Source organism: Acinetobacter sp. G11, assembly GCF_049808495.1.
In the GTDB taxonomy this organism is placed as follows: domain Bacteria; phylum Pseudomonadota; class Gammaproteobacteria; order Pseudomonadales; family Moraxellaceae; genus Acinetobacter; species Acinetobacter kookii.
Window position 1 is genome coordinate 17,789 of the sequence record NZ_JBNCAT010000005.1, and the last position, 25,031, is coordinate 42,819.

Annotated in this window: 19 protein-coding genes, 2 tRNA genes and 1 pseudogene; 13 read left to right on the forward strand and 9 right to left on the reverse strand. The window is 44.2% G+C overall.

Features of this window, described 5'->3' with window-relative positions; translation table 11 throughout:
* Window positions 1-277 precede the first annotated feature (277 nt).
* Together ACPUEY_RS03385 and ACPUEY_RS03390 are read left to right on the forward strand one after the other, a co-directional pair.
* Window positions 278-2,641, forward strand: a complete 2,364-nt coding sequence (locus ACPUEY_RS03385; RefSeq protein ID WP_092820226.1) for a Tex family protein — start codon at window positions 278-280, stop codon at window positions 2,639-2,641.
* A 298-nt stretch (window positions 2,642-2,939) separates the two neighbouring features.
* A pseudogene (locus ACPUEY_RS03390) lies at window positions 2,940-4,707 on the forward strand (DUF2075 domain-containing protein).
* A 38-nt stretch (window positions 4,708-4,745) separates the two neighbouring features.
* Here the strand turns inward: ACPUEY_RS03390 and ACPUEY_RS03395 are convergent.
* The 3 genes from ACPUEY_RS03395 to ACPUEY_RS03405 all read right to left on the reverse strand — a co-directional run bounded on the left by ACPUEY_RS03395 (window position 4,746) and on the right by ACPUEY_RS03405 (window position 7,622).
* On the reverse strand, window positions 4,746-4,961 hold the full coding sequence (locus ACPUEY_RS03395; RefSeq protein ID WP_425121143.1) for a hypothetical protein: 216 nt from the start codon (window positions 4,959-4,961) through the stop codon (window positions 4,746-4,748).
* Between the two features lie 185 nt (window positions 4,962-5,146).
* Window positions 5,147-6,034, reverse strand: coding sequence for an SDR family NAD(P)-dependent oxidoreductase (locus tag ACPUEY_RS03400; protein ID WP_092820224.1), 888 nt, complete (start codon window positions 6,032-6,034; stop codon window positions 5,147-5,149).
* Window positions 6,035-6,344: 310 nt separating this feature from the next.
* Entirely contained in the window at window positions 6,345-7,622 is a 1,278-nt protein-coding gene (locus ACPUEY_RS03405; RefSeq protein WP_425121144.1) for an O-acetylhomoserine aminocarboxypropyltransferase/cysteine synthase family protein, read from the reverse strand.
* Between the two features lie 323 nt (window positions 7,623-7,945).
* Between ACPUEY_RS03405 and ettA the strand changes: the two genes are divergently transcribed.
* The gene (gene ettA / locus ACPUEY_RS03410; RefSeq protein ID WP_425121145.1) at window positions 7,946-9,607 is read left to right on the forward strand and encodes an energy-dependent translational throttle protein EttA; all 1,662 of its coding nucleotides are present in this window, start codon (window positions 7,946-7,948) and stop codon (window positions 9,605-9,607) included.
* 48 nt (window positions 9,608-9,655) lie between these two features.
* Here ettA and ACPUEY_RS03415 read toward each other — a convergent pair whose 3' ends face one another.
* Window positions 9,656-10,075, reverse strand: coding sequence for a tetratricopeptide repeat protein (locus ACPUEY_RS03415; RefSeq protein ID WP_425121146.1), 420 nt, complete (start codon window positions 10,073-10,075; stop codon window positions 9,656-9,658).
* Between the two features lie 332 nt (window positions 10,076-10,407).
* Between ACPUEY_RS03415 and ACPUEY_RS03420 the strand changes: the two genes are divergently transcribed.
* Window positions 10,408-11,364: a cation diffusion facilitator family transporter gene (locus ACPUEY_RS03420; RefSeq protein WP_425121147.1), complete on the forward strand. Its 957-nt coding sequence runs from the start codon at window positions 10,408-10,410 to the stop codon at window positions 11,362-11,364.
* A 24-nt stretch (window positions 11,365-11,388) separates the two neighbouring features.
* Here ACPUEY_RS03420 and ACPUEY_RS03425 read toward each other — a convergent pair whose 3' ends face one another.
* From ACPUEY_RS03425 to ACPUEY_RS03445, 5 genes are all read right to left on the reverse strand, one after another.
* Window positions 11,389-11,730 (reverse strand): hypothetical protein, encoded by a 342-nt coding sequence (locus tag ACPUEY_RS03425; protein ID WP_086197221.1) that lies wholly within the window; start codon window positions 11,728-11,730, stop codon window positions 11,389-11,391.
* Between the two features lie 166 nt (window positions 11,731-11,896).
* Window positions 11,897-11,972: transfer RNA gene (locus tag ACPUEY_RS03430), tRNA-Glu, on the reverse strand.
* 29 nt (window positions 11,973-12,001) lie between these two features.
* Window positions 12,002-12,077 (reverse strand) — tRNA-Ala (locus ACPUEY_RS03435).
* Between the two features lie 57 nt (window positions 12,078-12,134).
* Entirely contained in the window at window positions 12,135-13,643 is a 1,509-nt protein-coding gene (gene gltX / locus ACPUEY_RS03440) for a glutamate--tRNA ligase (protein ID WP_425121148.1), read from the reverse strand.
* Window positions 13,644-13,773: 130 nt separating this feature from the next.
* Entirely contained in the window at window positions 13,774-14,076 is a 303-nt protein-coding gene (locus ACPUEY_RS03445; RefSeq protein ID WP_425121149.1) for a hypothetical protein, read from the reverse strand.
* A 373-nt stretch (window positions 14,077-14,449) separates the two neighbouring features.
* Here ACPUEY_RS03445 and ACPUEY_RS03450 point away from each other — a divergent pair, with 373 nt between their 5' ends.
* The 9 genes from ACPUEY_RS03450 (at window position 14,450) to ACPUEY_RS03490 (ending at window position 25,011) form a co-directional block, all read left to right on the forward strand.
* Window positions 14,450-15,451 carry a sulfate ABC transporter substrate-binding protein gene (locus ACPUEY_RS03450; RefSeq protein ID WP_425121150.1) on the forward strand — a complete coding sequence of 334 codons (1,002 nt, stop codon included), beginning with the start codon at window positions 14,450-14,452 and terminating at the stop codon, window positions 15,449-15,451.
* A 249-nt stretch (window positions 15,452-15,700) separates the two neighbouring features.
* Entirely contained in the window at window positions 15,701-16,720 is a 1,020-nt protein-coding gene (locus ACPUEY_RS03455; RefSeq protein WP_131273129.1) for a sulfate ABC transporter substrate-binding protein, read from the forward strand.
* Window positions 16,721-16,981: 261 nt separating this feature from the next.
* The gene (rsmH, locus tag ACPUEY_RS03460; protein WP_092820215.1) at window positions 16,982-17,905 is read left to right on the forward strand and encodes a 16S rRNA (cytosine(1402)-N(4))-methyltransferase RsmH; all 924 of its coding nucleotides are present in this window, start codon (window positions 16,982-16,984) and stop codon (window positions 17,903-17,905) included.
* Window positions 17,905-18,237 carry a cell division protein FtsL gene (gene ftsL / locus ACPUEY_RS03465; RefSeq protein WP_131273127.1) on the forward strand — a complete coding sequence of 111 codons (333 nt, stop codon included), beginning with the start codon at window positions 17,905-17,907 and terminating at the stop codon, window positions 18,235-18,237. Before rsmH ends, ftsL begins: the two co-directional genes overlap by 1 nt.
* A 14-nt stretch (window positions 18,238-18,251) precedes the next feature.
* The gene (gene ftsI, locus ACPUEY_RS03470; RefSeq protein WP_261182781.1) at window positions 18,252-20,078 is read left to right on the forward strand and encodes a penicillin-binding protein PBP3; all 1,827 of its coding nucleotides are present in this window, start codon (window positions 18,252-18,254) and stop codon (window positions 20,076-20,078) included.
* 10 nt (window positions 20,079-20,088) lie between these two features.
* A complete protein-coding gene (locus tag ACPUEY_RS03475) occupies window positions 20,089-21,585 on the forward strand; it encodes a UDP-N-acetylmuramoyl-L-alanyl-D-glutamate--2,6-diaminopimelate ligase (RefSeq protein WP_425121151.1) in 1,497 nt (498 codons plus the stop codon).
* Window positions 21,586-21,594: 9 nt separating this feature from the next.
* Window positions 21,595-23,004, forward strand: coding sequence for a UDP-N-acetylmuramoyl-tripeptide--D-alanyl-D-alanine ligase (locus tag ACPUEY_RS03480; protein ID WP_425121152.1), 1,410 nt, complete (start codon window positions 21,595-21,597; stop codon window positions 23,002-23,004).
* Complete coding sequence (mraY, locus tag ACPUEY_RS03485) at window positions 23,004-24,122, forward strand: phospho-N-acetylmuramoyl-pentapeptide-transferase (RefSeq protein WP_092820210.1); 1,119 nt, start codon at window positions 23,004-23,006, stop codon at window positions 24,120-24,122. The genes ACPUEY_RS03480 and mraY overlap by 1 nt, the downstream gene beginning before the upstream one ends.
* An 82-nt stretch (window positions 24,123-24,204) precedes the next feature.
* Complete coding sequence (locus ACPUEY_RS03490) at window positions 24,205-25,011, forward strand: putative RNA methyltransferase (RefSeq protein WP_092820209.1); 807 nt, start codon at window positions 24,205-24,207, stop codon at window positions 25,009-25,011.
* The last annotated feature ends 20 nt before the right edge of the window (window positions 25,012-25,031 follow it).

Genomic DNA, 25,031 nt, shown 5'->3' on the forward strand with positions numbered 1-25,031 from the left:
ACGATTCATTTGTATCTGTTTACTATGCTCTAAAGCAACAAATATTGCAGATAAAATCAAGACATAGATACCAAATATATACATCTAAATTATCGCTTATCTTGCTGAATATGTAGAGTTAAAATCTACTTATCACCTAATTTTGTGGCAAATTCTAAAAAAACTGTGAATTGGCAATACTGACCACTTATAAATTTAATCAAAACAGTTGTGGATTTTATGGGCTTGGTCTTTATAATCATGCCATTTAGTACTTATCCTTGTGGGATCAAACACGATGACTGACTTAGTTCAGCAGTTGGCAAAAGAAATTGCCGTACGTCCAAATCAAGTAGAAGCTGCCATCAAGCTGATTGATGAAGGTGCCAGCGTTCCATTTATCGCACGTTACCGTAAAGAAGTAACCCAAGGCTTGGACGATACCCAGTTACGCCAACTCGACACCCGTTTATCGTATTTACGTGACTTATTTGAACGCCGTGAAAAAGTAATCGAATCGCTGAAAGAACAGAATAAATTGTCAGACGATTTGTTGGCACGTGTAAATGCTGCTGAAACCAAAAATGCTTTAGAAGAGATTTATGCGCCGTACCGTCCAAAACGTACCAGCAAATCTTTTAAAGCCAAAGAAGCCGGTTTGGGGCCAATTGCCGAAAAAATCTTCAACGAGCAAGTTGATCCAACCGAAGCATTGGCTGGCTTTAGCCATGAAGATTATCCGGATGTGGAAAGCCAGCTGGATGCAATTCAGCACATCCTGATTGATGACTGGGCGCAAAATATTGCACTGACGACTGAACTGAAAGCGACATTTGCCAAAACCGCTGTGCTAAAAAGCCTGGTGGCAAGTGAAGAGAAAAAAGAAGTCGGTAAAAAATTCCGCGATTATTTCGATTTTTCTGAAAACTTAAACAAAGTACCTTCACACCGTTTATTGGCCATGCTGCGTGGCCGTCAGGAAAATGTCCTGGGCTTAAAAGTGGATGGTGAAGATGATGCTCCACTGAGCCGTATTGAAGCCGAATACAACCTCGACACGATTCAACCGCAAAGCCGTCAGGATTACTTAAAACAGACAGCAAAACTGTTCTGGTTGGGTAAAGTCCGTCCACAAATCGAACATTCATTATTGACTGAAAAACGCTTGGCTGCTGAAAGCGAGGCGATGGAAGTCTTTGCTGAAAACCTGCGTCATTTATTGCTTTCTGCTCCTGCGGGTGCGCGTACCACACTCGGTGTAGACCCGGGTATCCGTACTGGTGTGAAGCTGGCGGTGGTAAACCAGTCAGGCGATGTGGTTGCACATAGCACCATTTATCCGTTTGCACCGAAAGAAGATAAAGAAGGCTCAATTGCCGAACTTGCGCGTCTGTGCCGTGAATTCAACGTTGATTTAATCGCGATTGGTAACGGAACTGCCAGCCGTGAAACAGAGGCGGTTGTGGCTGAAATGATGGCGGCCAATAGCGACCTGAAATTGACGCGCGTTTCAGTCAGTGAAGCAGGTGCATCGGTTTATTCAGCCTCTGAGCTGGCTTCACAAGAACTTCCAGAACTCGATGTTTCAATTCGTGGCGCAGTTTCAATTGCTCGCCGTTTACAAGATCCATTGGCGGAACTGGTGAAGATTGATCCTAAATCGATTGGTGTGGGCCAGTACCAGCACGACGTGAACCAGGCTGGTTTGGCAAAAACGCTTGAAGCGGTCGTGGAAGACTGTGTGAACTCGGTGGGTGTGGATGTCAATACCGCATCTTCTGCAATCTTGGGATATATCGCGGGTTTAAACAAATCAATTGCCCAACAGATTGTTGACTTCCGTAAGGAAAATGGCCGTTTTGACAACCGTCAGGCATTAAAGAATGTACCACGTTTAGGCGAGCGTACCTTTGAACAGGCGGCAGGTTTCTTGCGTATTCAGGACGGTTCTGAGCCCCTGGATGCATCTGCGGTTCACCCTGAGTCTTATGGCTTGGTGGAAAAAATTGTTGCAGCCAAAGCCACTACGGTAAAAGACATTATTGGTAATTCTGAAATCATTCGCCAGGTGAATGCTGAAGAGTTTGCTGATGAGCAATTCGGTTTGCCAACCATTCAGGATGTTTTAAGCGAACTGGAAAAACCGGGTCGTGACCCGCGTCCGGAATTCCGTACAGCCAAGTTCCGTGATGACATCACTGAAGTGTCACAATTGACTGAAGGCATGCAGCTGGAAGGTGTGATCACCAATGTCACCAACTTCGGTGCATTCGTGGATGTAGGTGTGCACCAAGACGGTTTGGTGCATATTTCTGAACTGGCGAACGAATTTGTATCCGATCCGCATAAAGTGGTAAAACCGGGTCAGATCGTGCAAGTCCGTGTATTAACCGTCGATGCTGAACGTAACCGTGTGAACTTGTCGATGCGTCCTGAAGGTTCAGAGGCTCCGGCTAAAGCACCACGTCAGCCACGCCGTGACAATGCTCAGAATGAACAGCGTGCTGAACGTAAGCCTCAAGCGAAGCGTCCACAGCATGCCCGTCCGCAAGGCGACCGTCCACAAGGTCATAAAAAGCCTCAAGCGGCTAAACCGCAAGAAAATAAAATTGGCGGTTTAGGTGCGTTATTGCTTCAAGCCGGGATTAAAGGTTCGAAATAATTTTAGACACCTTTAGTTGCAAATAAAAAACCTCCCAATTGGGAGGTTTTTTATTTTATATTTCAAATTATTGAATAGAAAATTAGAGTAAAAAATGCTGCGTAGCTATTACCATAATCCAATTCAGAATTTCATTTCTGATTCATCTGAAAGAATTTTAGGTAATTTGGCACAAGCACATCAATTTGCTTTGGAAGACCGGCAAAAGAATGCATGGCTTAAACAAATTCAAATTTTAAAAAATAGCTTTGCCAAATTTGAAAAAGGCCATTTATTTTTTGAGTTTGCAATTCCTCGTATGGGCAAACGAGTCGATAATATTTTCATTTTTAATAATTTGATTTTTGTCATTGAATTTAAAGTCGGTGAAAAACACTATTCAGCTTCTGCAAAGACACAAACCATCGATTACTGTTTGGATTTAATTAATTTTCATGCAGAAAGCAATCAGCAAAAAATTATTCCGGTATTGGTAGCAACACAAGCGGAGGAAAGAAGCATTGACTGGTCTAAGCTCATTCAGCTTGAGGATGTAGTCTGTTGTAATGAATTGAATTTAAAACAAACCCTAGAGCAAATCGTTCAGCAATATGCAGATGCAGCCCCTATTGATGCAATACGCTGGTTAAATTCAGTTTATAAACCTACTCCCACGATTATTGAAACGGCACAAGCCCTTTATCAAGGCCACCAAGTTGAAGAAATTTCTCGTAGCGATGCGGGGGCGATTAATCTAGAAATAAGCTCAAGAAAGATTGAGTCCATTATTGAAACAAGTAAGCGAAATCATCAAAAAGCTATCTGTTTTTTAACCGGTGTTCCTGGTGCCGGAAAGACTTTGGCTGGATTAAATATTGCCAATCAAAGACTAAAGACAGATAAGTCGGAACATTCGGTATTTTTATCTGGAAATGGTCCCTTGGTTGAAGTTCTACAGCAAGCCTTAGCCCGAAATACCGTTGAAATTGGCAAAAGCAGAGGTGAAGCCGTTAAGAAAACACATGCAGAGCGTGATGCAAAAACCTTTATTCAAAATATTCATCATTATCCGGGATTACTACCTGCAATCCCAAGAAATTCCATTTGAAAAAGTCGCGGTATTTGATGAAGCCCAACGAGCCTGGCAAAAAGACCAAGTTTCTAATTTTATGAAGCAGAAAAAGGGGATTCAGGACTTTGATATGTCTGAACCCGAGTTTCTGATTCAGGTGATGAACCGACATCAAGATTGGTGCGTGATTGTGTGTCTGATTGGCGGTGGACAAGAAATTAATACCGGTGAAGCAGGTGTCACAGAATGGATTGAAGCCTTAAAACAAAATTATGCAAATTGGAAAATTTATTATTCAGACAATATTTTGGATGAGCCGGTCTATTTGCCTGAAACGGAACAGAGAAAATGGCTAAAACAGCAGGGAATCTGTGAAAATTCACTTCATTTGGCTGTATCGGTAAGATCATTTCGTAGTGAACGGGTATCTCAATTGGTTCACCATCTTTTAGATAATGAAGCAGAACAGGCGGCTGAGCTGTATCAAAATGTCAAAAATGATTATCCGATTTCTCTCACACGAGATTTAAAACAAGCCAAAAAATGGCTTAAGAGCAAAGCGAAAGGGTCAGAACGTTATGGGATTATTGCCAGTGCTGGTGCACGACGTCTAAGAGCAGAAGGCATTGATGTAAAAAATAAAATATCTCCAGCAGACTGGTTTTTAAATTCTCCCTCAGATGTTCGATCTTCGTATTATTTAGAGGATGTTGCCACCGAATTTGATATACAAGGCTTGGAAATCGACTTTAGCTGCCTGGCTTGGGATATTAATTTTTATTATGAGCAGGGATGGCAATATCAGGCATTTAAAGGCACTTGCTGGCAGCAGATCAGGCAGAAAGAAAAACAACAATATTTATTGAATGCCTATCGCGTGTTATTGACTCGAGCCCGACAAGGCATGCTGATTTATATTCCAGATGTAGATAACGCTGACTGGACACGTCCAAAATTAAAATATGACAGTACATATCAATATTTAAAGCGCTGTGGCTTGGAAGACCTGTCTTAAAATAAAACCTCCCAATAGGAAAGTTTTTTATTTGATCTTTATGAATTAATGATTGGCACAATCCAGCCAGATAAGATCAGCATAATGCCCAAATGACCCAACTTACGCGTTATTTTCTCTACTGTAGAAACCTGAGCAGCAGGCTGCTGAGATGCTTCTTTGTTCTTTAATGCTGCCAGAGACTTATTGAAATGCAGGAACACGCCTAAATCGATACAAATTAAAATACTACCGATATCACTGACAATATCCATCAATTTATATTCTGGCAGATTCCATGAAGTCGCTATCTGATAGGTTAGAAAAAGTGCAAAGGCAAAACAGGCATATTGGAAAATGAGAGTAGCAGTCCGCATAAAAATCTAAAATTAAAAAAGTTAAGGATGTTTATAGCATAAAAAAGCCAGTCTATAGACTGGCTCTCTTGTATTGCACGGGCTTACCAATGCTCACCTGGGAACAAGCGTGCATACGCTTTTTGCACCCAGTTTAACTTTTGTGGTTGACCTACCGAAGCAGAAGAGCTTGGGAACAGGTTATAACCAATTGACATCAGTTTATTGTTGATGTCTGGCGCAATTGAGTAGGTGATTGAAGCCAGGCGCCCTAAGTGGGTCGCTACTTTTTTCGGACGTTTCACGATCGCATAGGCAATCAAGTCGGCTGCCTGTTCAGGAGACAGGGTAGGTACATATTTATAGATTTTGGTTGGCGCAATCATTGGAGTGCGGACCAGGGGCATATAAATTGAGGTAATGGCAATTTTATGCGAATGAACTTCGGCAGACAGACAGCGGCTAAACGCATCCAGAGCAGCTTTAGAAGCCACATAAGCGGAAAAACGTGTTGCATTGGCCAAGACGCCAATCGAACTGATGTTGATGATATGACCATCCCGGCGAATCATCATTTGCGGCAGAATATTCATCACTAAACGCACTGCACCAAAGTAATTCAGCTGCATGGTACGTTCAAAATCATGGAATCGGTCTGTCGATTCATGAACTGCACGGCGAATTGAGCGTCCTGCATTATTGATGAGGATATCGATATGGTCTACAGAGGCTAAAATTTGTTTTGATACTTCATCAATAGATTCCATGTTATTTAAATCACATGGAAAAACAGAGGCCTTGCCGCCTTTGGCTTCAATTTCTTGTTTAACTTGATCTAATGTTTCTTTGGTACGAGCCACCAACAGAACGTGGGCACCGGCATCGGCAAGTTTATGTGCAGCGGTTAAACCAATACCACTAGATGCACCAGTAATTAAAACAACTTTGCCGTTGACTCGATTCTGAAAAAGTTTCTCTAGTTTAGAATTCACAATATTTTCCTGGTTTCAATAGAATAAAAATTTAGATTATTTTTTTAGTTGATTCTAGCGCTCAAAATTTGGGGAATTTAAGCTATTATCGAGTTGACTATAATAGCGGATATAGGAAAAAAATCTAGGAATAAGTTATTGAATTTACAAATATAATTAGAGTAATTGCTCTATTATTATGCTAATAATAATTTAATTTTTACCATGAATTAAAACCAAAGCAAAGAGAAATAATCAAAAAATGATAACCCAATAAAAGTAGCCTTCTTCCGTTTAGGAAAAAGGCTACATTGCATTCTAATCAAAAGCTTTAAACTTGCGCCAGTGCCTGTTCCAAATCTGCAATTAAATCATCAATATGTTCAATCCCAACCGATAGGCGAACCATATCAATACTCACCCCTGCAGATTTCAGTTCTTCTTCATTGAGCTGACGATGGGTGGTGGTGGCAGGATGGCAGGCCAGACTTTTGGCATCGCCAATATTCACCAGACGGGTAAAGAGTTGCAGGGCATCAATAAAACGGGTTCCACCTTCACGGCCATCTTGAACTCCAAAAGACAGGATGGCAGACGGTTTACCTTTCACATATTTTTGTGCCAAAGCATGCTGTGGATGATTTTGAAGGCCGGCATAATTGACCCATTTCACTTTCGGGTGCTGCTGTAAATATTCTGCGACCTTTTGCGCATTTTCAGTATGACGTTCCATACGAAGGTTCAGTGTTTCCAGGCCTTGCAAGATCAGGAACACGCTGAGCGGACTAATGGCGGCACCGGTGTTACGTAACGGCACTACACGTGCACGGGCGATATATGCCGCTTCACCTAAAGCTTCGACATAATTGACCCCATGATAGCTCGGATCAGGCGTATTCAGGACTTTAAAACGCTCAGGATATTTGCCCCAAGGGAATTTACCGCTATCGACAATCGCACCGCCGATCGAGTTACCGTGACCGCCGATATATTTGGTCAATGAATGCACCACAATGTCGGCGCCATATTCAAAAGGTTTCAGCAGGGCAGGCGTGGCAACGGTATTATCGACAATCACGGGTACGCCGTATTCATGGGCAATTTTAGCAATTGCTTCCAAGTCTATGATATTGCCGAGTGGATTACCGATGGATTCCACAAAAACCAGTTTGGTTTTCTCGTCAATTAAACCACGCAATGCTTCAGGGTCTTGATAGTCAAAGAATCGGACTTCAATGCCCTGTTTAGGCAAAGTATGGGCAAACAGGTTGTATGTGCCGCCATACAGCGTTGAAACTGACGCAATATTGTCACCGGCTTCGGCAATGGTCTGAATGGCATAGGTAATCGCTGCCATTCCTGATGCCAGAGCCAAAGCGCCAATTCCGCCTTCCAAGGCAGCCAGACGTTGCTCAAGCACAGCTGTGGTGGGGTTCATGATACGGGTATAAATATTGCCCTGAACCTTTAAATCGAACAAATCAGCCCCATGTTGAGTATTGTCAAAGGCATAAGAAGTCGTTTGATAAATGGGTACCGCGACCGCTTTTGTGGTTGGTTCTGGGCTGTACCCTGCGTGAATCGCTAAAGTTTCATCTTTGTAAGTCATGTCTACATCATCTAAGTAAGTTAATTTTTCGGTTGCTTATTAAGTCAGTCTATCATCTGTGAATATGAATAAAAGTGCGTATTACAGAAAAGAATATCTAATTTTCTTATATATTCAGGTTTTATTCAGTCAGATTTACATAAAACTGAGTGTCTCCCATTATGTTTAAAAAACCAACACGCCATTAGTTGTAACATTCTATTGAAGATGAATGCTATGCCTTATTTTTTTTGTACTTTCATCGTATAATGCCCGCCAAATATTTGTTCGCATACTGCAGTAGGTAGAGTGCGAATGTTGCTTTTTCTATAGAGGAGTCCTACGTGGCCCAATATATTTACACGATGAACCGTGTGTCCAAGATGGTTCCGCCTAAGCGCGAAATCCTGAAAGACATCTCTTTATCATTCTTTCCAGGCGCAAAAATTGGTGTGCTTGGTTTAAACGGTGCAGGTAAATCTACCTTGCTTCGTATTATGGCTGGCGTAGATAAAGATTTCTCTGGTGAAGCGCGTGCACAACCAGGTATCAAAATCGGTTACCTCGAGCAAGAGCCACCACTTGATCCAAATAAAGACGTTCGTGGTAACGTTGAAGATGGACTACGTGAACCGCTTGATGCTTTAGCGCGTCTGGATGAAGTATTTGCAGAATATGCAGCAGAAGATGCTGACTTTGATGCCTTGGCAAAAGAGCAGGAAAAACTGGAAGCAATTATCCATTCTTGGGATGCACATAATATTGTGAACCAGATGGATCAAGCTGCTGCGGCATTGAACCTTCCAGCTTGGGACGCGGACGTGACTAAGCTTTCGGGTGGTGAACGCCGTCGTGTTGCACTGTGCCGTCTACTGCTTTCTAAGCCAGACATGTTGCTTCTTGATGAACCGACGAACCATTTGGATGCAGAATCTGTATCTTGGCTAGAGCGCTTCCTGAAAGATTTTCCGGGTACTATCGTGGCGATTACCCATGACCGTTACTTCCTGGATAACGTTGCGGAATGGATTCTGGAGCTTGACCGTGGACATGGTATTCCTTACCAAGGCAACTATTCTTCTTGGCTTGAGCAAAAGAATGCCCGTTTAGAGCAAGAGAACAAGCAGGAAGAATCTTTTGCCAAAGCCTTGAAAAAAGAACTTGAATGGGTTCGTTCAAATGCCAAAGGTCAGCAAAAGAAAAACAAAGCGCGTATGGAGCGTTTTGAAGAGCTTAACTCACGCGAATTCCAACAGCGTAACGAAACGTCTGAAATCTACATTCCACCTGGTCCACGTCTGGGCAACAAGGTGGTGGAAGTTGAAGGCATCAGCAAATCGTTCGGTGACAAACTGCTGTATAAAGACTTGTCTTTCACAGTGCCGCCTGCTGCGATTGTGGGTATTGTCGGTCCTAACGGTGCAGGTAAAACCACACTGTTCCGTATGATGACGGGCGAACAACAACCAGATACCGGTATGGTAACCTTGGGTGAGTCGGTTAAAGTGGCTTACGTGGGTCAGATCCGTGACACCTTGGACGATAACAAAACCGTTTGGGAAGAAGTATCCGGTGGCCTGGATATATTGAAGATTGGTGATTACGAAATCGCATCACGTGCGTATATCGGTCGCTTCAACTTCAAGGGTCAAGATCAGCAAAAACGTGTAGGCAGTTTATCGGGTGGTGAGCGTAACCGTTTACAGCTGGCGAAAATCCTGCAAATGGGCGCAAACGTGATCCTGCTGGATGAACCATCGAATGACCTGGATATCGAAACCTTACGTGCACTGGAAGATGCAATTCTTGTATTCCCGGGTACTGTGATGGTGGTATCGCATGACCGTTGGTTCCTGGACCGTATTGCAACGCACATCTTGTCATTTGAAAATGAAACACCAGAGTTCTTCACCGGTAACTATACCGAGTTTGAAGAATATCGCCGTAAGCGCGATGGTGATGACCTGGCAACGCGTCGTCAAAAATATCGTAAAATCGGTGCTTAATTCCCGATTTTGATGTGAAAAAAACCAGCCTTCGGGCTGGTTTTTTTATTACAGTGCAATTTGAGAATAACTCTGCATTAAAGTCCTAAGGGCTTCTGGATGACCTTGCTTGGCTGCTTTTTCCAACCATTCTTGAGCATGGGTGTAATTTTTATCTAAACCCAAGTCACCATTCAAGTAACATAGGCCGAGTCTATACTGAGAGTCACGATGTCCTTTTAATGCGGCACTTAAAAAGTTCCACATTGCATTTCGATTGTCATGAATGGAGGGGTCTTCATCTGACCCGGAATGGGTGGAATGATTTTTAAACATGGAATGATGTTCGATCGCAAGCTGCTCGAAAAATTGTCCCTGCGCAAATTCCCAATTTGCTTCATTTAAGGTTGGATTTTGCATTCCTTGCAACTGTTGATCTGAAGGACTCAGTAAGGCATCTACGATCTTTTTTATCTTATTCACGATCATAATCAACTCCTTTCTACACGTTAGATTGTCATAAATCTAATTATTTCAATGTAACGATTTTTTTAAGTAAAGTGCAATTAATTTGTAAGTAAATGAATTTTTATATTAATTTAAAAAAAGGTAAACCAGGTTTTGATGTTGATTATCAATATAATATAAAACTGAATAACTTTCATATTTTATACAGAGCTTTTTAATGACTGTAGCGGACATTCGATTTTGCCAAACAGCTTGCTTTATATTCGCAGTGTGCTAAAAAATAAATTTATAGTATTTATCTCTCTTGTTTAAGGATAAATTATTTTTATAAATAAAAATAATGGGGAGTTGCAATGAGTAGACATCACGGACATGAACATAGTCATGCAGTGGTGACGGAAAGTAATGCCCAAAAGCTGACCTTTGCTCTGGCGCTCACAAGCACTTTTCTCATTATTGAAGTGGTTGCGGGTTTCGTCACTGAAAGTTTGGCCCTGCTTTCCGATGCTGCACATATGTTTACCGATGCGGCAGCCTTGGCCATTGCCCTGGTAGCGATCAAAATTGGCAAAATGCCAGCAGATGATAAAAGAACTTTTGGCTATCAGCGCTTTGAAATTCTGGCCGCGCTGTTTAATGCCTCGATGCTGTTTGTTGTCGCCATTTATATCCTGTTCGAAGCTTATCAGCGTTTTAGCCATCCACCGGAAATTCAAAGTCTGGGCATGCTGGGTGTGGCGGTCATTGGCTTGGTGATTAACCTGATTTCAATGCGGATTTTATTTTCCAGTTCCACTGAAAGCCTGAATGTGAAAGGTGCTTATCTGGAAGTTTTAAGTGATGCGGTGGGGTCGATCGGGGTGATTATTGGTGCTGCGATCATCTATTTCACTGGCTGGATGTGGGTGGATACGCTTATTGCGGTGCTGATCGGTTTCTGGGTGTTGCCAAGAACCTGGATTTTGCTTAAGCAAAGTATCAATATTCTGCTAGAAGGGGTTCCGGAAGAGATTGATATTGAGCAGTTGCGTAATGACCTGTTGAGCTTACCGGATGTGGAAAGTATTCATCAACTGAAAGTTTGGGCTATTACCTCCAAGAATGTCCATCTGACTGTACATCTGTATGCACCTGAGGCCGACCATAATCTGTTATATCAGCAGGCTTTGGAAATGTTGAGCCATCAACATGGTATTGCGGAAATAACGTTACAGATTGAAGATTATGAATGTGGGCTGCATTCCTCCTGTCATCGCCATGATGATCACGAAGGACATTCACCTCATCAGGAAGATTCACACCAGCACTGAAACTGATGTGAAATCGAATCTATTTTAGATTTCCCATTCGTGATTACATTCACGGCATTTCCATTTCTTTTGCGACTGCATAAAGCCTTGCATGGAAATTTTAAAATCCGGCAGGTCGCGGTAAAACAGGAAACCGGCAATCACGCAGATGATAAAGGCCACTACGGTTGCAACTTGTAGGGTAGAGCCTGCACCATCGCCGAAAATCCACATTGCAATACTAATTAAAACCAGCAGCAATAAGATAAAGACTGCAGGGATAAGGAAGACGAGGCTTTTAGGAACTACAGGGCGTACTGCAGGGCTACCGGCTTGAGCGACAGGCATAATTTTAGGGCTTTGGCATTTTGGGCAACGGTATTGCATTACAACTCCATCATTTTAATTTATCGCTTATTTTAATCGGAATGACACAGAAAGCAAAAACAGCGCAAATAAAAGTTGATAAAAAATTGTGGCAATAAAAAACCCAAGTCGCAATGCTTGGGTTTTTTATCAGATCACTACAAGTGGATTGTAGTCATCTTGAATATGGCGTCCCTACGGGGATTCGAACCCCGGTTACCGCCGTGAAAGGGCGATGTCCTAGGCCTCTAGACGATAGGGACAATTGAGGCAACACAAAAAAGGTGGAACTTGGTGGAGTCAAGGAGGATCGAACTCCTGACCTCTACAATGCCATTGTAGCGCTCTACCAACTGAGCTATGACCCCAGCTTGTGTGAGCGCAATATTAGGGGTATTGCGCTCACACGTCAACTATAAAATCAATTATGCTTCATCAACTGCGTCATTTTTCGGCAATTTTAAGCTTTCATTGAGTTTTTCCCAGGCTTTTGCTTCTTTTTTGCTCGGACCGCCCACAATTTCCAGGGCATGGCGTAAACGTGCAAAAGTTAAATCGGGACCAATCGTTACCATGGATTGCATTACCGGGGTTGAACTGGTTGAACCGGCAATAGCAATGAAGAAAGTTGGCATAAAGTCACGAAGCTTAATTTCCATCTGGTTGGCCAGGTCCATTAAGGTCTGACTCACCGTGTCATTATTCCAGGTGAACAGGCTTTCCAGACGCCAAATGGCAAACTGCAAGCTTTGACGAACCTGTTCCTCGGTCAGTTTCTTGCTTTCAAACTGTTCTTTGCTGATGCTCGGGAACTGGTTGAAATAGAAACCTGCCCAATTCACGGCTTCAGAAAGCAGGTTAATACGCGGCTGAATGGCAGCGGCAATATCTTCCAGGGTGTTGCGGTCAGATTTCCAGGTCAATAAGGTATTTAACAGTTCGGCAGGAGAGAGCGCTTTAATCCATTGACCATTGAGCCAGTTCAGTTTTTCCACATCAAAGATTGGACCGCCGAGGGAGACACGTTTAATGTCGAAATGCTCAATCATTTCTGCCAAAGTGAACTTTTCACGTTCATCTGGCATTGACCAGCCCATACGGCCCAAATAGTTCAATAACGCTTCTGGAAGTACACCGATGTCTTTGTAGTAATTGATAGAAGTCGGGTTTTTACGCTTGGACAGTTTTGATTTGTCCGGGTTGCGAAGTAATGGCATATGACCCAGTACCGGCATTTCCCAGCCAAAGTATTTGTAAAGCAACTGGTGTTTCGGTGCCGACGGTAACCATTCCTCACCACGGAAAACGTGAGTGATTTGCATCAGATGGTCATCAACTACATTGGCAAGATGGTAAGTCGGTAAACCATCGGTTTTGAGCAGAACTTGCATGTCGACTTGAGCCCAAGGAATTTCAACTTCCCCACGCAGTAAGTCGTTGACTTTACAAGTGCCTTCTTCAGGTACTTTCATACGAATCACGTGGGGCTCACCTGCGGCAAGGCGACGTGCAACTTCATCCTGAGACAATAATAAACCACGGCCATCATAACGTGGCGTTTCGCCACGCGCTTGCTGTTCCGCACGCATCTGATCCAGTTCTTCCGCTGTGGCGAAGCAGTAGAAAGCATGGCCTTTTTCTACCAGTTCCAAAGCATATTGTTTATAGATGCCCATACGTTCAGACTGGCGGTAAGGCGCATGTGGACCGCCCACATCCGGACCTTCTGACCAATTTAAGCCTAACCAGCGCAATGAATCTAAAATCATTTTTTCAGATTCAGGGGTTGAGCGCAGTTGGTCGGTATCTTCGATACGAAGAATAAATTCACCGCCATGCTGTTTAGCAAAACATAAGTTAAACAAGGCAATATAAGCAGTGCCTACGTGTGGAAAGCCAGTAGGAGAAGGCGCAATACGAGTACGGACAGTCATAACCAATATTTTTCAGAATGTGAATGGGAGCTATTATAACGAAAAAGCCTAATCACTTAATGTTAAATTCAACATTGAAATGATTAGGCTAAATCGGAACTTCTAAAGGGGTACGAAGTTCGCTGTTGAGTTAAGAACTGCTTTGAGGGAACAGTGCTTGCACAAAACGGCTAAATTTCTGGTTTTGAGCAGCAAAGAAGCTTTGAGTCGGTGCAACTTTAATCTCGGTCAGCATTTTTAAATCGTTATCGGCACGTAAGGTGTTTCCACCTTGCTTTTGCTGTTGCAGGGCTTTTTCAATCAATGAAGACTTTTCAGCGCCTAAAGTCACTTTGCCTTCAGTACCTTTAATTACAGCTGAATGTCCCAGCTGAGCCATAAACCCTAAAGTTAAACTTAAGCTAAACGCTTGTATAATTGCCGTATATCGCATTTTCACATCCCCCTTTTCCGGTGCTGGAATTTTATATATTGTTTTAATCCGATGAGTGACTACCATTTAATCACACAAAAAATACAAAAGTAGAACTGGATCACACTTTTTTACAAAATAATAAAATACCTATAAACATTGTGCTCTTTGTATCAAAAGAATATGGAGACAACATGGAGAATGAGGAAAAACCACAAGCTGGAAATTTATTCGGAGTTTTTTAGTGCTAAAAATGCATTTTAAAGCATTTTTATGAATATCTTTAAAAACGATTTTTAATTAATAAAATATTATAAGTTTTTGATTGTTAAAAATATTTATGATTTATATAGTGGCCTCATTATTAAATAAAAGTTAAATAAAAGGGTTACACATGAAAAAAATACTCGCATCTACTCTTTTGGTCTTGCTGGGGAGCATGGGCACGCAGAGTTTCGCCGCGAAAGATTTCCTGAATGTCTCTTATGATCCGACCCGAGAATTTTATCAGGAATATAATCAGGTCTTTGGTGCGTACTGGAAACAACGTACCGGACAGGAGATCAATTTCAAACAATCTCATGGCGGTTCAGGCAAGCAGGCACGTTCCGTGATTGATGGTTTGCAGGCTGATGTCGTGACCCTGGCGCTAGCCAACGATATTGATGAAATTGTGAAGGCGGGTCTGATCCATAAAAACTGGCAAAAGCAGTTTCCGAACAATTCTGCACCTTATACCTCGACCGTGGTTTTTCTGGTTCGCAAGGGGAATCCCAAAAATATTAAAGACTGGAACGATTTAACCAAGCCGGGTGTGGAAATTATTACGCCAAATCCGAAAACCGGCGGTGCACCACGCTGGATTTACCTGTCTGCATGGGGTTACGCGTTAAAACAGCCGGGTGGGAGTGATGCCAAAGCACGTGAGCTGGTGAAAAAGCTTTATGCTAATGTAAAGGTGCTGGATTCTGGCGCACGCGGTTCTTTAACCACTTTTGCTGAGCGTGGTATTGGTGATGTGCTGCTGTCTTGGGAAAATGAGGCTCTGCTGGCGACTCAAGGCTTGGGTAAAGACAAATATCAGATTGTTTATCCATCCATTTCAATTTTGGCAGAACCATCGGTAGCGATTGTCGATAAAAATGTGGATAAGGACGGCAACCGAAACCTGGCTAAAGGTTATCTCAACTATCTATATTCGCCAAAGGGGCAAGAGCTGGCAGCACAATATTTCTTCCGCCCGCGTAATTCACAGGCGGCAGCGAAATATGCGGCACAATTTCCAAAAATCAAACTGTTTACCATTGGTGATGTGTTTGGCGGATGGGCGAAAGCGCAAAAAACTCACTTCGTGAATGGTGCCATTTTTGACCAGATCTATAGCGAAAAAAATTAGTATTTTGATCGTGATCAAGCATTAAAATCAGAAAACGGTTAACTTTGTTACCCGTTTTTTTTATATCTAATCCATAAAAATCTATATATCTTGAATAAGTATAATGTTGTCGTTATTTTTGTATCTAAAACAGTAGATTAAGAAGAAAAACCTTTTATCTTAATCGGTTATGCCTAAATTTGATGAATTGCGAATTATGACTTTATTTCATATAGTTAGCATTAATGAAGATAATTGATCTGTATTGTCATGAAAACTCAATTCAAAGCCTTATTCAGTGCAGCATTGCTTGCGAGCGGCATTGCTTTTACTGCAACTTCTGCTCAGGCGGCAGACCGTGAATTTTTAAATGTATCTTATGATGCAACACGTGAATTTTATGATGAATTCAACAAGTCTTTTGGTGCTTACTGGAAAGAGCGTACTGGGCGGAGTGTGAATTTTAAACAGTCTCATGGTGGTTCAGGCAAGCAGGCACGTTCCGTGGTGGATGGGCTGAAAGCGGATGTTGTCACTTTGGCCTTGGCAAATGATATTGAAGAAATCGTCAAGTCGGGTCAGATTCAGCCGGGCTGGCAAAAAGAGTTCCCGCATAACTCTGCACCTTATACTTCGACCATCGTTTTTATGGTACGTAAAGGTAATCCAAAGCATATTAAAGACTGGTCTGACCTAACCAAGCCAGGCGTACAGATTATTACCCCGAACCCGAAAACCGGTGGTTTACCGCGTTGGGTATATCTGTCTGCCTGGGGTTATGCACTGAAGCAACCGGGCGGTAGCGATGCCAAAGCCAAAGATTTTGTGGGTAAAATGTACCGTAACGTCAAGGTGATGGACTCGGCTGCACGTGCTTCGATGACTACATTTGCTGAGCGCGGTATCGGTGATGTGTTATTGACCTGGGAAAATGAAGCCTTGGTAACTCAAAAAAGCCTGGGCAAAAACAAATTTGAAATTGTTTATCCATCCATGTCTATCTTGACTGAACCATCGGTTGCAATCGTAGATAAAAACGTAGAGAAAGATGGCAACAAGTGGTTGGCCAAAGGTTATATCAACTACTTGTACTCACCATTGGGTCAGGAAATGGCAGCCAAGTACTACTATCGTCCGCGTAATCCGGAAGTGCTGGCTAAATATTCTGCTCAATTCCCGAAACTAAAAACCTTCACTATTGATGAAGTATTTGGTGGCTGGTCCAAAGCACAACAGACTCACTTTGTGAACGGTGCGATTTTTGACCAGATTTATAATACGAAACGTTAATTCTGCCTGATCTAAAAAGCCAATCCTGAGAGATTGGCTTTTTTATGGCTGCCAAGATGAAGAGTGAAGCATCATTTTTAAATCAGCAAACTCACTAAACGATAAAAATCACATGCAAGATAGAATAGATTTGCGGTGAACCCAGTTTGAAACGGTTTTCTCTATGAAAAGTAATATTTCCCTACAAAAAGTCGTTTGGAGCTTTGTTAAAACAAGGTAATAATGTGCAGTTACATTTTTCCTAGTATTGATTGAACCCTTATGTCGCATATTTCTGTATTACTTCATGAAACTGTTGATGCCTTGTTGGCAGACCGCAATACAGGAATTTATGTCGATGGGACCTTTGGTCGCGGCGGTCATACCCGTTTATTACTGTCTAAGTTAGATGAAAATGCCCGTGTTTATGCCTTTGATAAAGATCCACAAGCCTTGCAGACGGCAGCGGTATTGGAACAGGAAGATTCACGCTTTAAGATTATTCATGCCAGCTTTGCCGATTTAAAACAGGAACTGGAAGCGCTGGGCATCGACCAGGTGGATGGGGTGATGGCAGATTTAGGCGTGTCATCTCCACAACTGGACCAGGCGGAGCGTGGCTTTAGTTTTATGAAAGATGGGCCACTGGATATGCGCATGGATAACTCCCAAGGTCCAACGGCAGCCGAGTGGCTGGTAGATATTGAAGAAGAAGCCCTGGCGAATATTATTTTCCAGTATGGCGAAGAGCGTTATAGTCGCCGTATTGCCAAAGCCATTAAGGCAGCCGGTTATATTGAAACCACGGCTCAACTGGCTGAAATTGTCAAAGTTGCCCATCCTAAATGGGAAAAAAATAAACATGCTGCAACCCGAACTTTTCAGGCGATTCGTATTGCCATTAATAAAGAATTAGAAGATATTGAAGCTTTCTTGCCACAGGCTGTGGAAGTTTTAAAACCCGAGGGACGTTTGGCGGTCATCAGTTTCCATTCACTGGAAGACCGTCTGATTAAACAATTTATTCAAAAAGAATCGACTTTAGCGGAAGATACCGGTTGGGGATTGCCACAAAAACGGGAAGATACCCGTCGTTTAAAGAAGATTTCCCGAGTCCGTGCCAGTGAAGAAGAGGTCAAAGCCAACCCTCGTTCTCGCAGTGCATGGCTTAGAGTTGCAGAGCGCTTAGCTTCAAAAGGCGAATAATGAAAACTGAAGTTGTTGAAAAGAAAACCGACAAAAAGCCGATGAAAAAACTCATCAGCTATATCGTTTTGCTGCTGCTGGTCTTTCTTAGCGCAATTATGGTGGTATTCCAGGTATTTGAATATCGTCATGATTATCGCGAGTTAAGTTCTTTTATGCGGGAAAGGGATGATCTGAATGCAGAGTGGGGGCGTTTGCTGATTGAGCAACAAACCTTTGGTGCGACGGCGCAAATTGGCACACGTGCGGTCACGCAATTGCGCATGTATTCACCTCCTGCGGCACAGACGGTTGTAATTTCTTTACCAATGACTTCAGACGATAAAAAATAAGGCTAGCTGTAATTATGGTGGACAAGAGAACAAGTCAGGCAACACGCAAAAAGCAGCAGCCGATTACCGAGAAAAATGCCCTCAGCGTAGACATGTGGCGTTTTTACCTGATGTGGGGCGTGGTTCTACTGTGCTTTCTGGCCTTGGTGGGCCGTGCATTTTATGTACAGGTGATCAATAAGGACTTTTTGCAAAACAAGGCCAATGCCAATATTTTGCGAACTGAAAAAATCAAGGCGATGCGTGGCGTCATTTATGACCGCCATGGGGTGCCTTTGGCCATTAGTACGCCGGTCATGAAGGTGGTGATTGATCCGCGCGACTATTTTGAAACCAAAAAACTGTTTGACGAGATTACTGCCGAACTGGCTAAAGATCCTCATAACCGCAAACTGAAACGTCAGTTACCGGATAAAAACCTGAATCTGGATGAACTTGCCGATGCAGTGGGTATCGACCGTGCCGAGCTGAAAAAGAAAATGAATGAGCGTCCGCGTTCACGTTATCTGGTCCTGCAAAAAGAAATTCCACCCCAGCAAGCGGAGCTGATTGCCAAACGTGAATTCCAGGGCGTTTATACCGAAAAGAACTATAAGCGTTATTATCCGCAGCCGCAGCCGAATGCCCAGATTATTGGTTTGACCAACAGTGAAGGCGTAGGGATTGAAGGTCTGGAGATGCAGCTGAATAAGGCTTTGTCTGGTCATGATGGCGAACAGCAGATTGTGCGGGATAAAAAGGGCAACCGTTTTAAAGATCCTGAAATTATCAAGGAAGTTGAAGCCGGGGAAAATATTACCTTAAGTATTGATTCACGGCTGCAATATATTCTGTACCGTGAATTGACCGCTGCTGGTGTGGCGAATAATGCGCGTTCTGCTACAGCCATTGCTGTGGATGTCAAAACCGGTGAGATTCTGGCCATGACCAGCTGGCCGTCTTATAACCCCAACGACAAAAAAAGTTTAGCCAATAAAGACGCTATGCGTAACCGCGGTGCAGTGGACTCATTTGAGCCGGGTTCGACCATGAAGCCGCTAACGGTGGCGATGGCGCTGGAAAGTGGCAAATATACCGCGAACTCTATCGTGAATACTTCACCGGGCAGTATGCGTATTGGTAACCATACCATCCGCGATACGCATAACTATGGCGCACTGACGCTGGGCGGCATCATCCAGAAATCATCCAACGTTGGGGTGGCAAAAATTGCCTTGTCACTGCCTTATGCCACCCTGCCGACTTTCTATAAACGTGTGGGTATGGGGCAGCGTTCTGCGGTGAAATTTCCGGGTGAAAGTGCGGGCCTGATTTTGCCACCAAGCAAATGGAATGTCTCGGAAGTGGGCACCATGGCCTATGGTTATGGCCTGAATGCGACCGTGCTACAAATTGCCGATGCCTATGCCATGATTGCCAATAAAGGCGTGAAGATGCCTTTAAGCTTGTACAAGCTGGATCAGCCACCGAAGGGTGAGCAAATTGTCGATGCAAAAATTGCCGAACAGGTTTTGTTGATGATGGAAGCGGTGACCTTGCCGGGTGGTACAGCACAGCAGGCCAATATTCCGGGTTATCGTGTCGCAGGTAAGACCGGTACCGCGCATAAGTTACGTGCGGACCGCAAGGGTTATTCAGACAGTGAATACCGTGCGCTGTTTGCCGGTATGGCACCAGTCAGTGATCCGCGGTTGGCGATGGTCGTTGTGGTAGAAAATCCGAAAGGGCAATATTACGGCGGTCTGGTGGCAGCGCCAGTATTTGCGCGTGTAATGCAAGAATCGTTACGTTTGATGAACGTGCCTTTAGATAAACCTTTAGATACTCCTAAAATCCAGTAACAGGTGATGAATGTCGATTACATTTCAAGATCTCTACAGCACTGAGAAAACCACTGGATGGATGAGCAAGCCATTCGCTGGCTTTAGTTTAGATAGTCGTAAAGTTGACCCAGGGCAAATTTTTATTGCCCTGACTAGTTTTTCCCAACCTGAAAAAACCTTGCAGTTTGCACAGTCGGCTTTGGCACGGGGTGCCTTGGCCGTGGTCAGCGAAACGGATTTGGGTCTGGAAAATAGTATAGTAGTACCGAATGTCCGTCATTTAATGGGACAGTGGCAAAAGCAATATTTACAGGCAACCCAAGCTGTACATGCTGCGCGCATTATTGCCGTGACAGGAACCAACGGTAAAACCACCATCTCGCGTTTAATTGCTGAACTGTTGATGTTGCAAGGTAAGCAATGTGCCGTGATGGGAACCACCGGGAACGGTATTTTGCCGAATCTTGAAGCCTCTACGCATACCACGCTGGATGCCTTGCAGCTGCAAAATGCCTTGCATGGCTATGCGCAGGCCGGTGCTGAATTTGCAGCGATTGAAGCCAGCTCGCATGGTCTGGAACAGGGCCGTTTGAATGGCTGCGATATTGAAATTGCGGCGTATAGTAACTTGAGTCGCGATCATCTGGATTATCACGGCACGCTTGAAGCCTATGCTGAAGCCAAGTCGCGATTATTCAAGTTTTCCAGCTTGAAAGTGGCCATTATCAATATTGATGATGAGCATGCGCAGGTCATGATTGAGGCTGCGCAATCAAATCCGGCCCGACCGAAAATTTTCACTTATTCAATCACCCAAGCAGCTGACTATCGGGTTGAAAATATTCAATATAGTTTAAGCGGTGCATGCTTTAAACTGGTCACCGCGGATGGTGAATTTGACGTAAATAGCCCGTTACTGGGGCATTTTAACGTGGAAAATCTTGTGGCGAGCCTGATTGCTGCACAGCAGGCAGGTTTCAAGCTGACCGATTTGATTGCTGTGGCACCGAAACTGCAAGGTGCGCCGGGTCGTATGCAGGTAATCCGTGATGGCGAGCGTCTGTTTGTGGTCGATTATGCCCATACGCCAGATGCCCTGATTCAGGTACTGACCACCTTAAAACGCCATGTAGCGAAAAATTTATGGGCAGTCTTTGGTTGTGGTGGCGACCGTGACCGGGGCAAGCGTCCGCTAATGACCCAAGCTGCTCTGGATCATGCGGATGTGGCACTGATCACTTCTGACAATCCGCGTACCGAAGATCCCGAACAGATTTTTGCCGACATGAAAGCCGGCATTGATTTTTCAGCGCATCGCGTGCATGAAATTCATGACCGCCGTGAAGCGATTAAATTTGCAGTGAAGCAGGCTCAGGCAGGTGACATTGTGGTTATTGCCGGAAAGGGGCATGAAAACTATCAGGAAATTGATGGCGTACGTCATTGGTTTGATGATGTGGTTGAAGTGCAGGCGGCCATTGATGCACAACACCACACCCCAGATTCAGCTTATCCTGCACAATAGGAAACCATCATGCATACATCAACTACCAGTACAGTGCCTTTGGAACCGTGGACAGCAGTACAACTGGCTGAAGCCACCCAGGGTTACTGGTTGAATGAGAAAGTGCCTCAAGGCGCAATCAAACGGATTTTGACCGATTCACGCTTTGCGGAAAAAGGCGATGCATTTCTTGCCCTGCAAGGCGAACGTTTTGATGCGCATGACTTTGTTGCCCAAGTGGCAGGTAAGGGCTGTGAAATCGCAATTGTCAGCCATCCGGTAGATGCCGATATCTACCAGCTTGTGGTTACCGATACCCGTCTGGCATTGGGACATCTCGGATCTTATCGCCGTGCGCAAAACTCACAGTTGAAAGTGATCGCCCTGACGGGCAGTAGCGGTAAGACTACCACCAAGGAAATGCTCGGCAGTATCTTGTCGCGTCTGGCACCAACCCTCATTACCCGTGGCAACCTGAATAATGATTTGGGCGTGCCGATGATGTTGCTTGAGCTGTGTGCTGAGCACCAATATGCAGTGATGGAATTGGGCGCCAGCCATCAGGGTGAAATTGATTACACCTCAAATCTGGTGCAACCGCATGTGGCCGGGATTATCAACATCGGTACGGCACATTTGGGTGAGTTTGGCGGGCGTGAGGGCATCTGCCGGGCAAAATCGGAAATTTATGCGCACATTGCCTCCACAGGTACTTCGATTGTTCCCGCTGCCGATGATTTTGCCGAAGCCATCCGTCAGGCCGTACAGACTGAAAAAGTCTTGAGTTTCGGACAGGGGGGAGATGTTTTTGCCACAGATATCGAGTTGCATGCCCAATCTTCCCGCTTTACTTTAAATACCCCTCAAGGTGTGCGTCAGATCAACCTGCCATTTGCCGGTGAACACAATGTGCAGAATGCCACGGCGGCAGCTGCTTTTGCGCTCGCGATCGGTGTTGCGCTGGATGATATTGTGACAGGTCTGGAGCAGGCGAAAGGTGCCAAAGGCCGTCTGAACTTCATTCATACCGCGAAACATCTGTTTATTGACGATACTTACAATGCCAATCCGACGTCCATGCGCGCTGCAGCCGAAGTGCTGGCACAGCAGGAAGGTGTCAAAGTGATGGTGATTGGCGATATTGGCGAATTGGGTGCAAGTGCTGCACAGCAACACTATATGCTGGGCCGTGATCTGGTTTCGGTACCGGGAGTTCATTTTGTGGTTGCTGTGGGGGAATTCGCTCCGGCTACCCAAGAAGGGGCACGCAGCACCCAGTATGGCAAAAAACTGCAGGCCTTCCTGACCCAGGCACAAGCCCTTCCTTTTTTACTTGGTTTAATTGAAACACATCAACCTCAATCCATGAGTTTCCTGTTTAAAGGTTCTCGCTATACCCACATGGAAACATTGATGGCTGATTTGATGGAGAAACTTTAATGCTGTTATGGTTATTTGAACACCTGGCCGGCTATCATAGCTCGTTCGGCGTGATCCGTTATTTAACATTACGTGCGCTGCTCAGTGTTTTAACCGCATTGACCATTGGACTGGTTTTGGGTCCGGTGATGATCCGTAAGCTCCAGGCTTTAAAATACGGACAGGCAGTGAGTTCTTTTGCTCCTGAAAATCATGCCAAAAAAATGGGAACCCCGACCATGGGTGGGATTCTGGTCCTGTTGTCGATTGGTATTTCCACCCTGTTGTGGGCCGATTTATCCAATCCTTATGTCTGGATTGTATTGGGCGTGATGGTGATTTTTGGTGCCGTCGGTTGGGCGGATGACTGGATCAAGGTACGCTATAAAGACAATGCCGGTCTGCCTGCACGGAAAAAATTCTTCTGGACTTCGGTTGCTTCTTTGGGTGCCGGTATTGCCCTGTATGTGATTGCTACCCAGCAGGCCAATCCTGTGCACACCAGCAATATGCTGGACCTGTTGATTCCCTTCTTTAAAAACCTGACCATTCCGTTATCCGCTATTCCTTTAGGGATTGGTTTTATTATCTTTACCTATCTGGTGATTAACGGGGCATCCAATGCGGTGAACCTGACCGATGGTCTGGATGGTCTGGCGATCATGCCGATTGTGCTGGTTGCTGCAGGTTTGGGCGTATTTGCCTATCTGGCCGGAGATGTCCGTTTTGCCAATTATCTGCATATTCCTTATGTCAAATATTCCTCTGAACTGGTGGTGATCTGTGCCGCGATGATTGGTGCCGGTTTGGCCTTTCTTTGGTATAACGCGCATCCCGCACAAGTATTCATGGGCGATGTCGGGGCTTTATCCTTAGGCGCAATGCTGGGTACCATTGCAGTGATGGTTCGTCAGGAAATCGTCTTTGCGATTATGGGCGGGGTATTTGTGGTAGAAGCCATTTCAGTGTTCCTGCAAATTGGTTCCCTGCGTATGCGTAACAAGCGTGTCTTCCTCATGGCGCCGCTACATCATCATTACGAGAAAAAAGGCTGGCGTGAAACCCAGGTGGTGATTCGTTTCTGGATTATTACGATTATGCTGGTAGTTTTAGGCTTAATGACCTTAAAATTGCGTTAAGCAAATATTCGAAAAAAGCCGGCATTTGCTCCCACATCTGCCGGCTTTTTTTATCGCCTGATTTCAGGTACTGGAGAAAAATATGAATCTGCTGATGTGTCCTGTCTGTCATGAAGCATTGCAACTGACCGGAAAAACATGGCACTGTGTCAATAACCACAGTTATGACGTGGCCAAACAAGGCTATGTAAACCTGCATGTAGTACAACACAAGCACAGCAAGAATCCGGGCGATACGCCTGAATCGGTACAGGCGCGCCGTGCATTTTTAAGTGGCGGTTTTTATGCGCCTTTGCAGCATGCAGTGGTTGAAAAAATTCGTGAATTGCGCGTTGAAAATTTGCTGGATATTGGCTGTGGCGAAGGCTATTACACCAATGCCATGCAGGCGGAAGTGCTGCAATGTGTCGGCGTGGATATTGCAAAAAATGCAGTACAGGTCGCAGCTAAGCTGAATAAAAATATGACCTGGGTGGTAGGAACCGGAGCCACCTTGCCGGTACTGGATGCGTCAATTGATTTGTGCACCAGTCTGTTTAGTCCGATTCCCAAACAGGAAATATTACGGGTACTGAAACCGCATGCCTATTTGATGGTGGTCACGCCTGCAACAGAGCATTTATATGCCATGCGTGAGGCACTTTTTGAAGAGGTGAATCCGCATGAACCGTATAAATTTGTCGCCCAGCTGGAAGATGCTTTTGAACTGGTAGAAGAGAGAGTGGTGGATGCGCCATTTACCTTGCAACAGGCTGATTTAAAGCATCTGATTGCCATGACGCCTTATGCCTATAAAGCCAAGCCAGAACGTCGTCAGGCTCTGGAACAGAAAGACCAGTTTGAGTTAAAAGCCCAATTCCAGATTTATCTATTTAAGAAGAAAGCTTAAAAGTAAGTGCAACAAAAAGC

Coding starts and splice junctions, on each gene's coding strand:
- ACPUEY_RS03445 (WP_425121149.1), bottom strand. CDS start 14,076: ATGCGATATACGGCAATTATACAAGCGTTTAGCTTAAGTTTAACTTTA.
- ACPUEY_RS03385 (WP_092820226.1), top strand. CDS start 278: ATGACTGACTTAGTTCAGCAGTTGGCAAAAGAAATTGCCGTACGTCCA.
- ACPUEY_RS03490 (WP_092820209.1), top strand. CDS start 24,205: ATGAATCTGCTGATGTGTCCTGTCTGTCATGAAGCATTGCAACTGACC.
- ACPUEY_RS03405 (WP_425121144.1), bottom strand. CDS start 7,622: ATGACTTACAAAGATGAAACTTTAGCGATTCACGCAGGGTACAGCCCA.
- ACPUEY_RS03415 (WP_425121146.1), bottom strand. CDS start 10,075: ATGATCGTGAATAAGATAAAAAAGATCGTAGATGCCTTACTGAGTCCT.
- mraY (WP_092820210.1), top strand. CDS start 23,004: ATGCTGTTATGGTTATTTGAACACCTGGCCGGCTATCATAGCTCGTTC.
- ACPUEY_RS03395 (WP_425121143.1), bottom strand. CDS start 4,961: ATGGATATTGTCAGTGATATCGGTAGTATTTTAATTTGTATCGATTTA.
- ACPUEY_RS03455 (WP_131273129.1), top strand. CDS start 15,701: ATGAAAACTCAATTCAAAGCCTTATTCAGTGCAGCATTGCTTGCGAGC.
- gltX (WP_425121148.1), bottom strand. CDS start 13,643: ATGACTGTCCGTACTCGTATTGCGCCTTCTCCTACTGGCTTTCCACAC.
- ACPUEY_RS03475 (WP_425121151.1), top strand. CDS start 20,089: ATGTCGATTACATTTCAAGATCTCTACAGCACTGAGAAAACCACTGGA.
- rsmH (WP_092820215.1), top strand. CDS start 16,982: ATGTCGCATATTTCTGTATTACTTCATGAAACTGTTGATGCCTTGTTG.
- ACPUEY_RS03480 (WP_425121152.1), top strand. CDS start 21,595: ATGCATACATCAACTACCAGTACAGTGCCTTTGGAACCGTGGACAGCA.
- ftsI (WP_261182781.1), top strand. CDS start 18,252: ATGGTGGACAAGAGAACAAGTCAGGCAACACGCAAAAAGCAGCAGCCG.
- ACPUEY_RS03450 (WP_425121150.1), top strand. CDS start 14,450: ATGAAAAAAATACTCGCATCTACTCTTTTGGTCTTGCTGGGGAGCATG.
- ACPUEY_RS03425 (WP_086197221.1), bottom strand. CDS start 11,730: ATGCAATACCGTTGCCCAAAATGCCAAAGCCCTAAAATTATGCCTGTC.
- ACPUEY_RS03420 (WP_425121147.1), top strand. CDS start 10,408: ATGAGTAGACATCACGGACATGAACATAGTCATGCAGTGGTGACGGAA.
- ftsL (WP_131273127.1), top strand. CDS start 17,905: ATGAAAACTGAAGTTGTTGAAAAGAAAACCGACAAAAAGCCGATGAAA.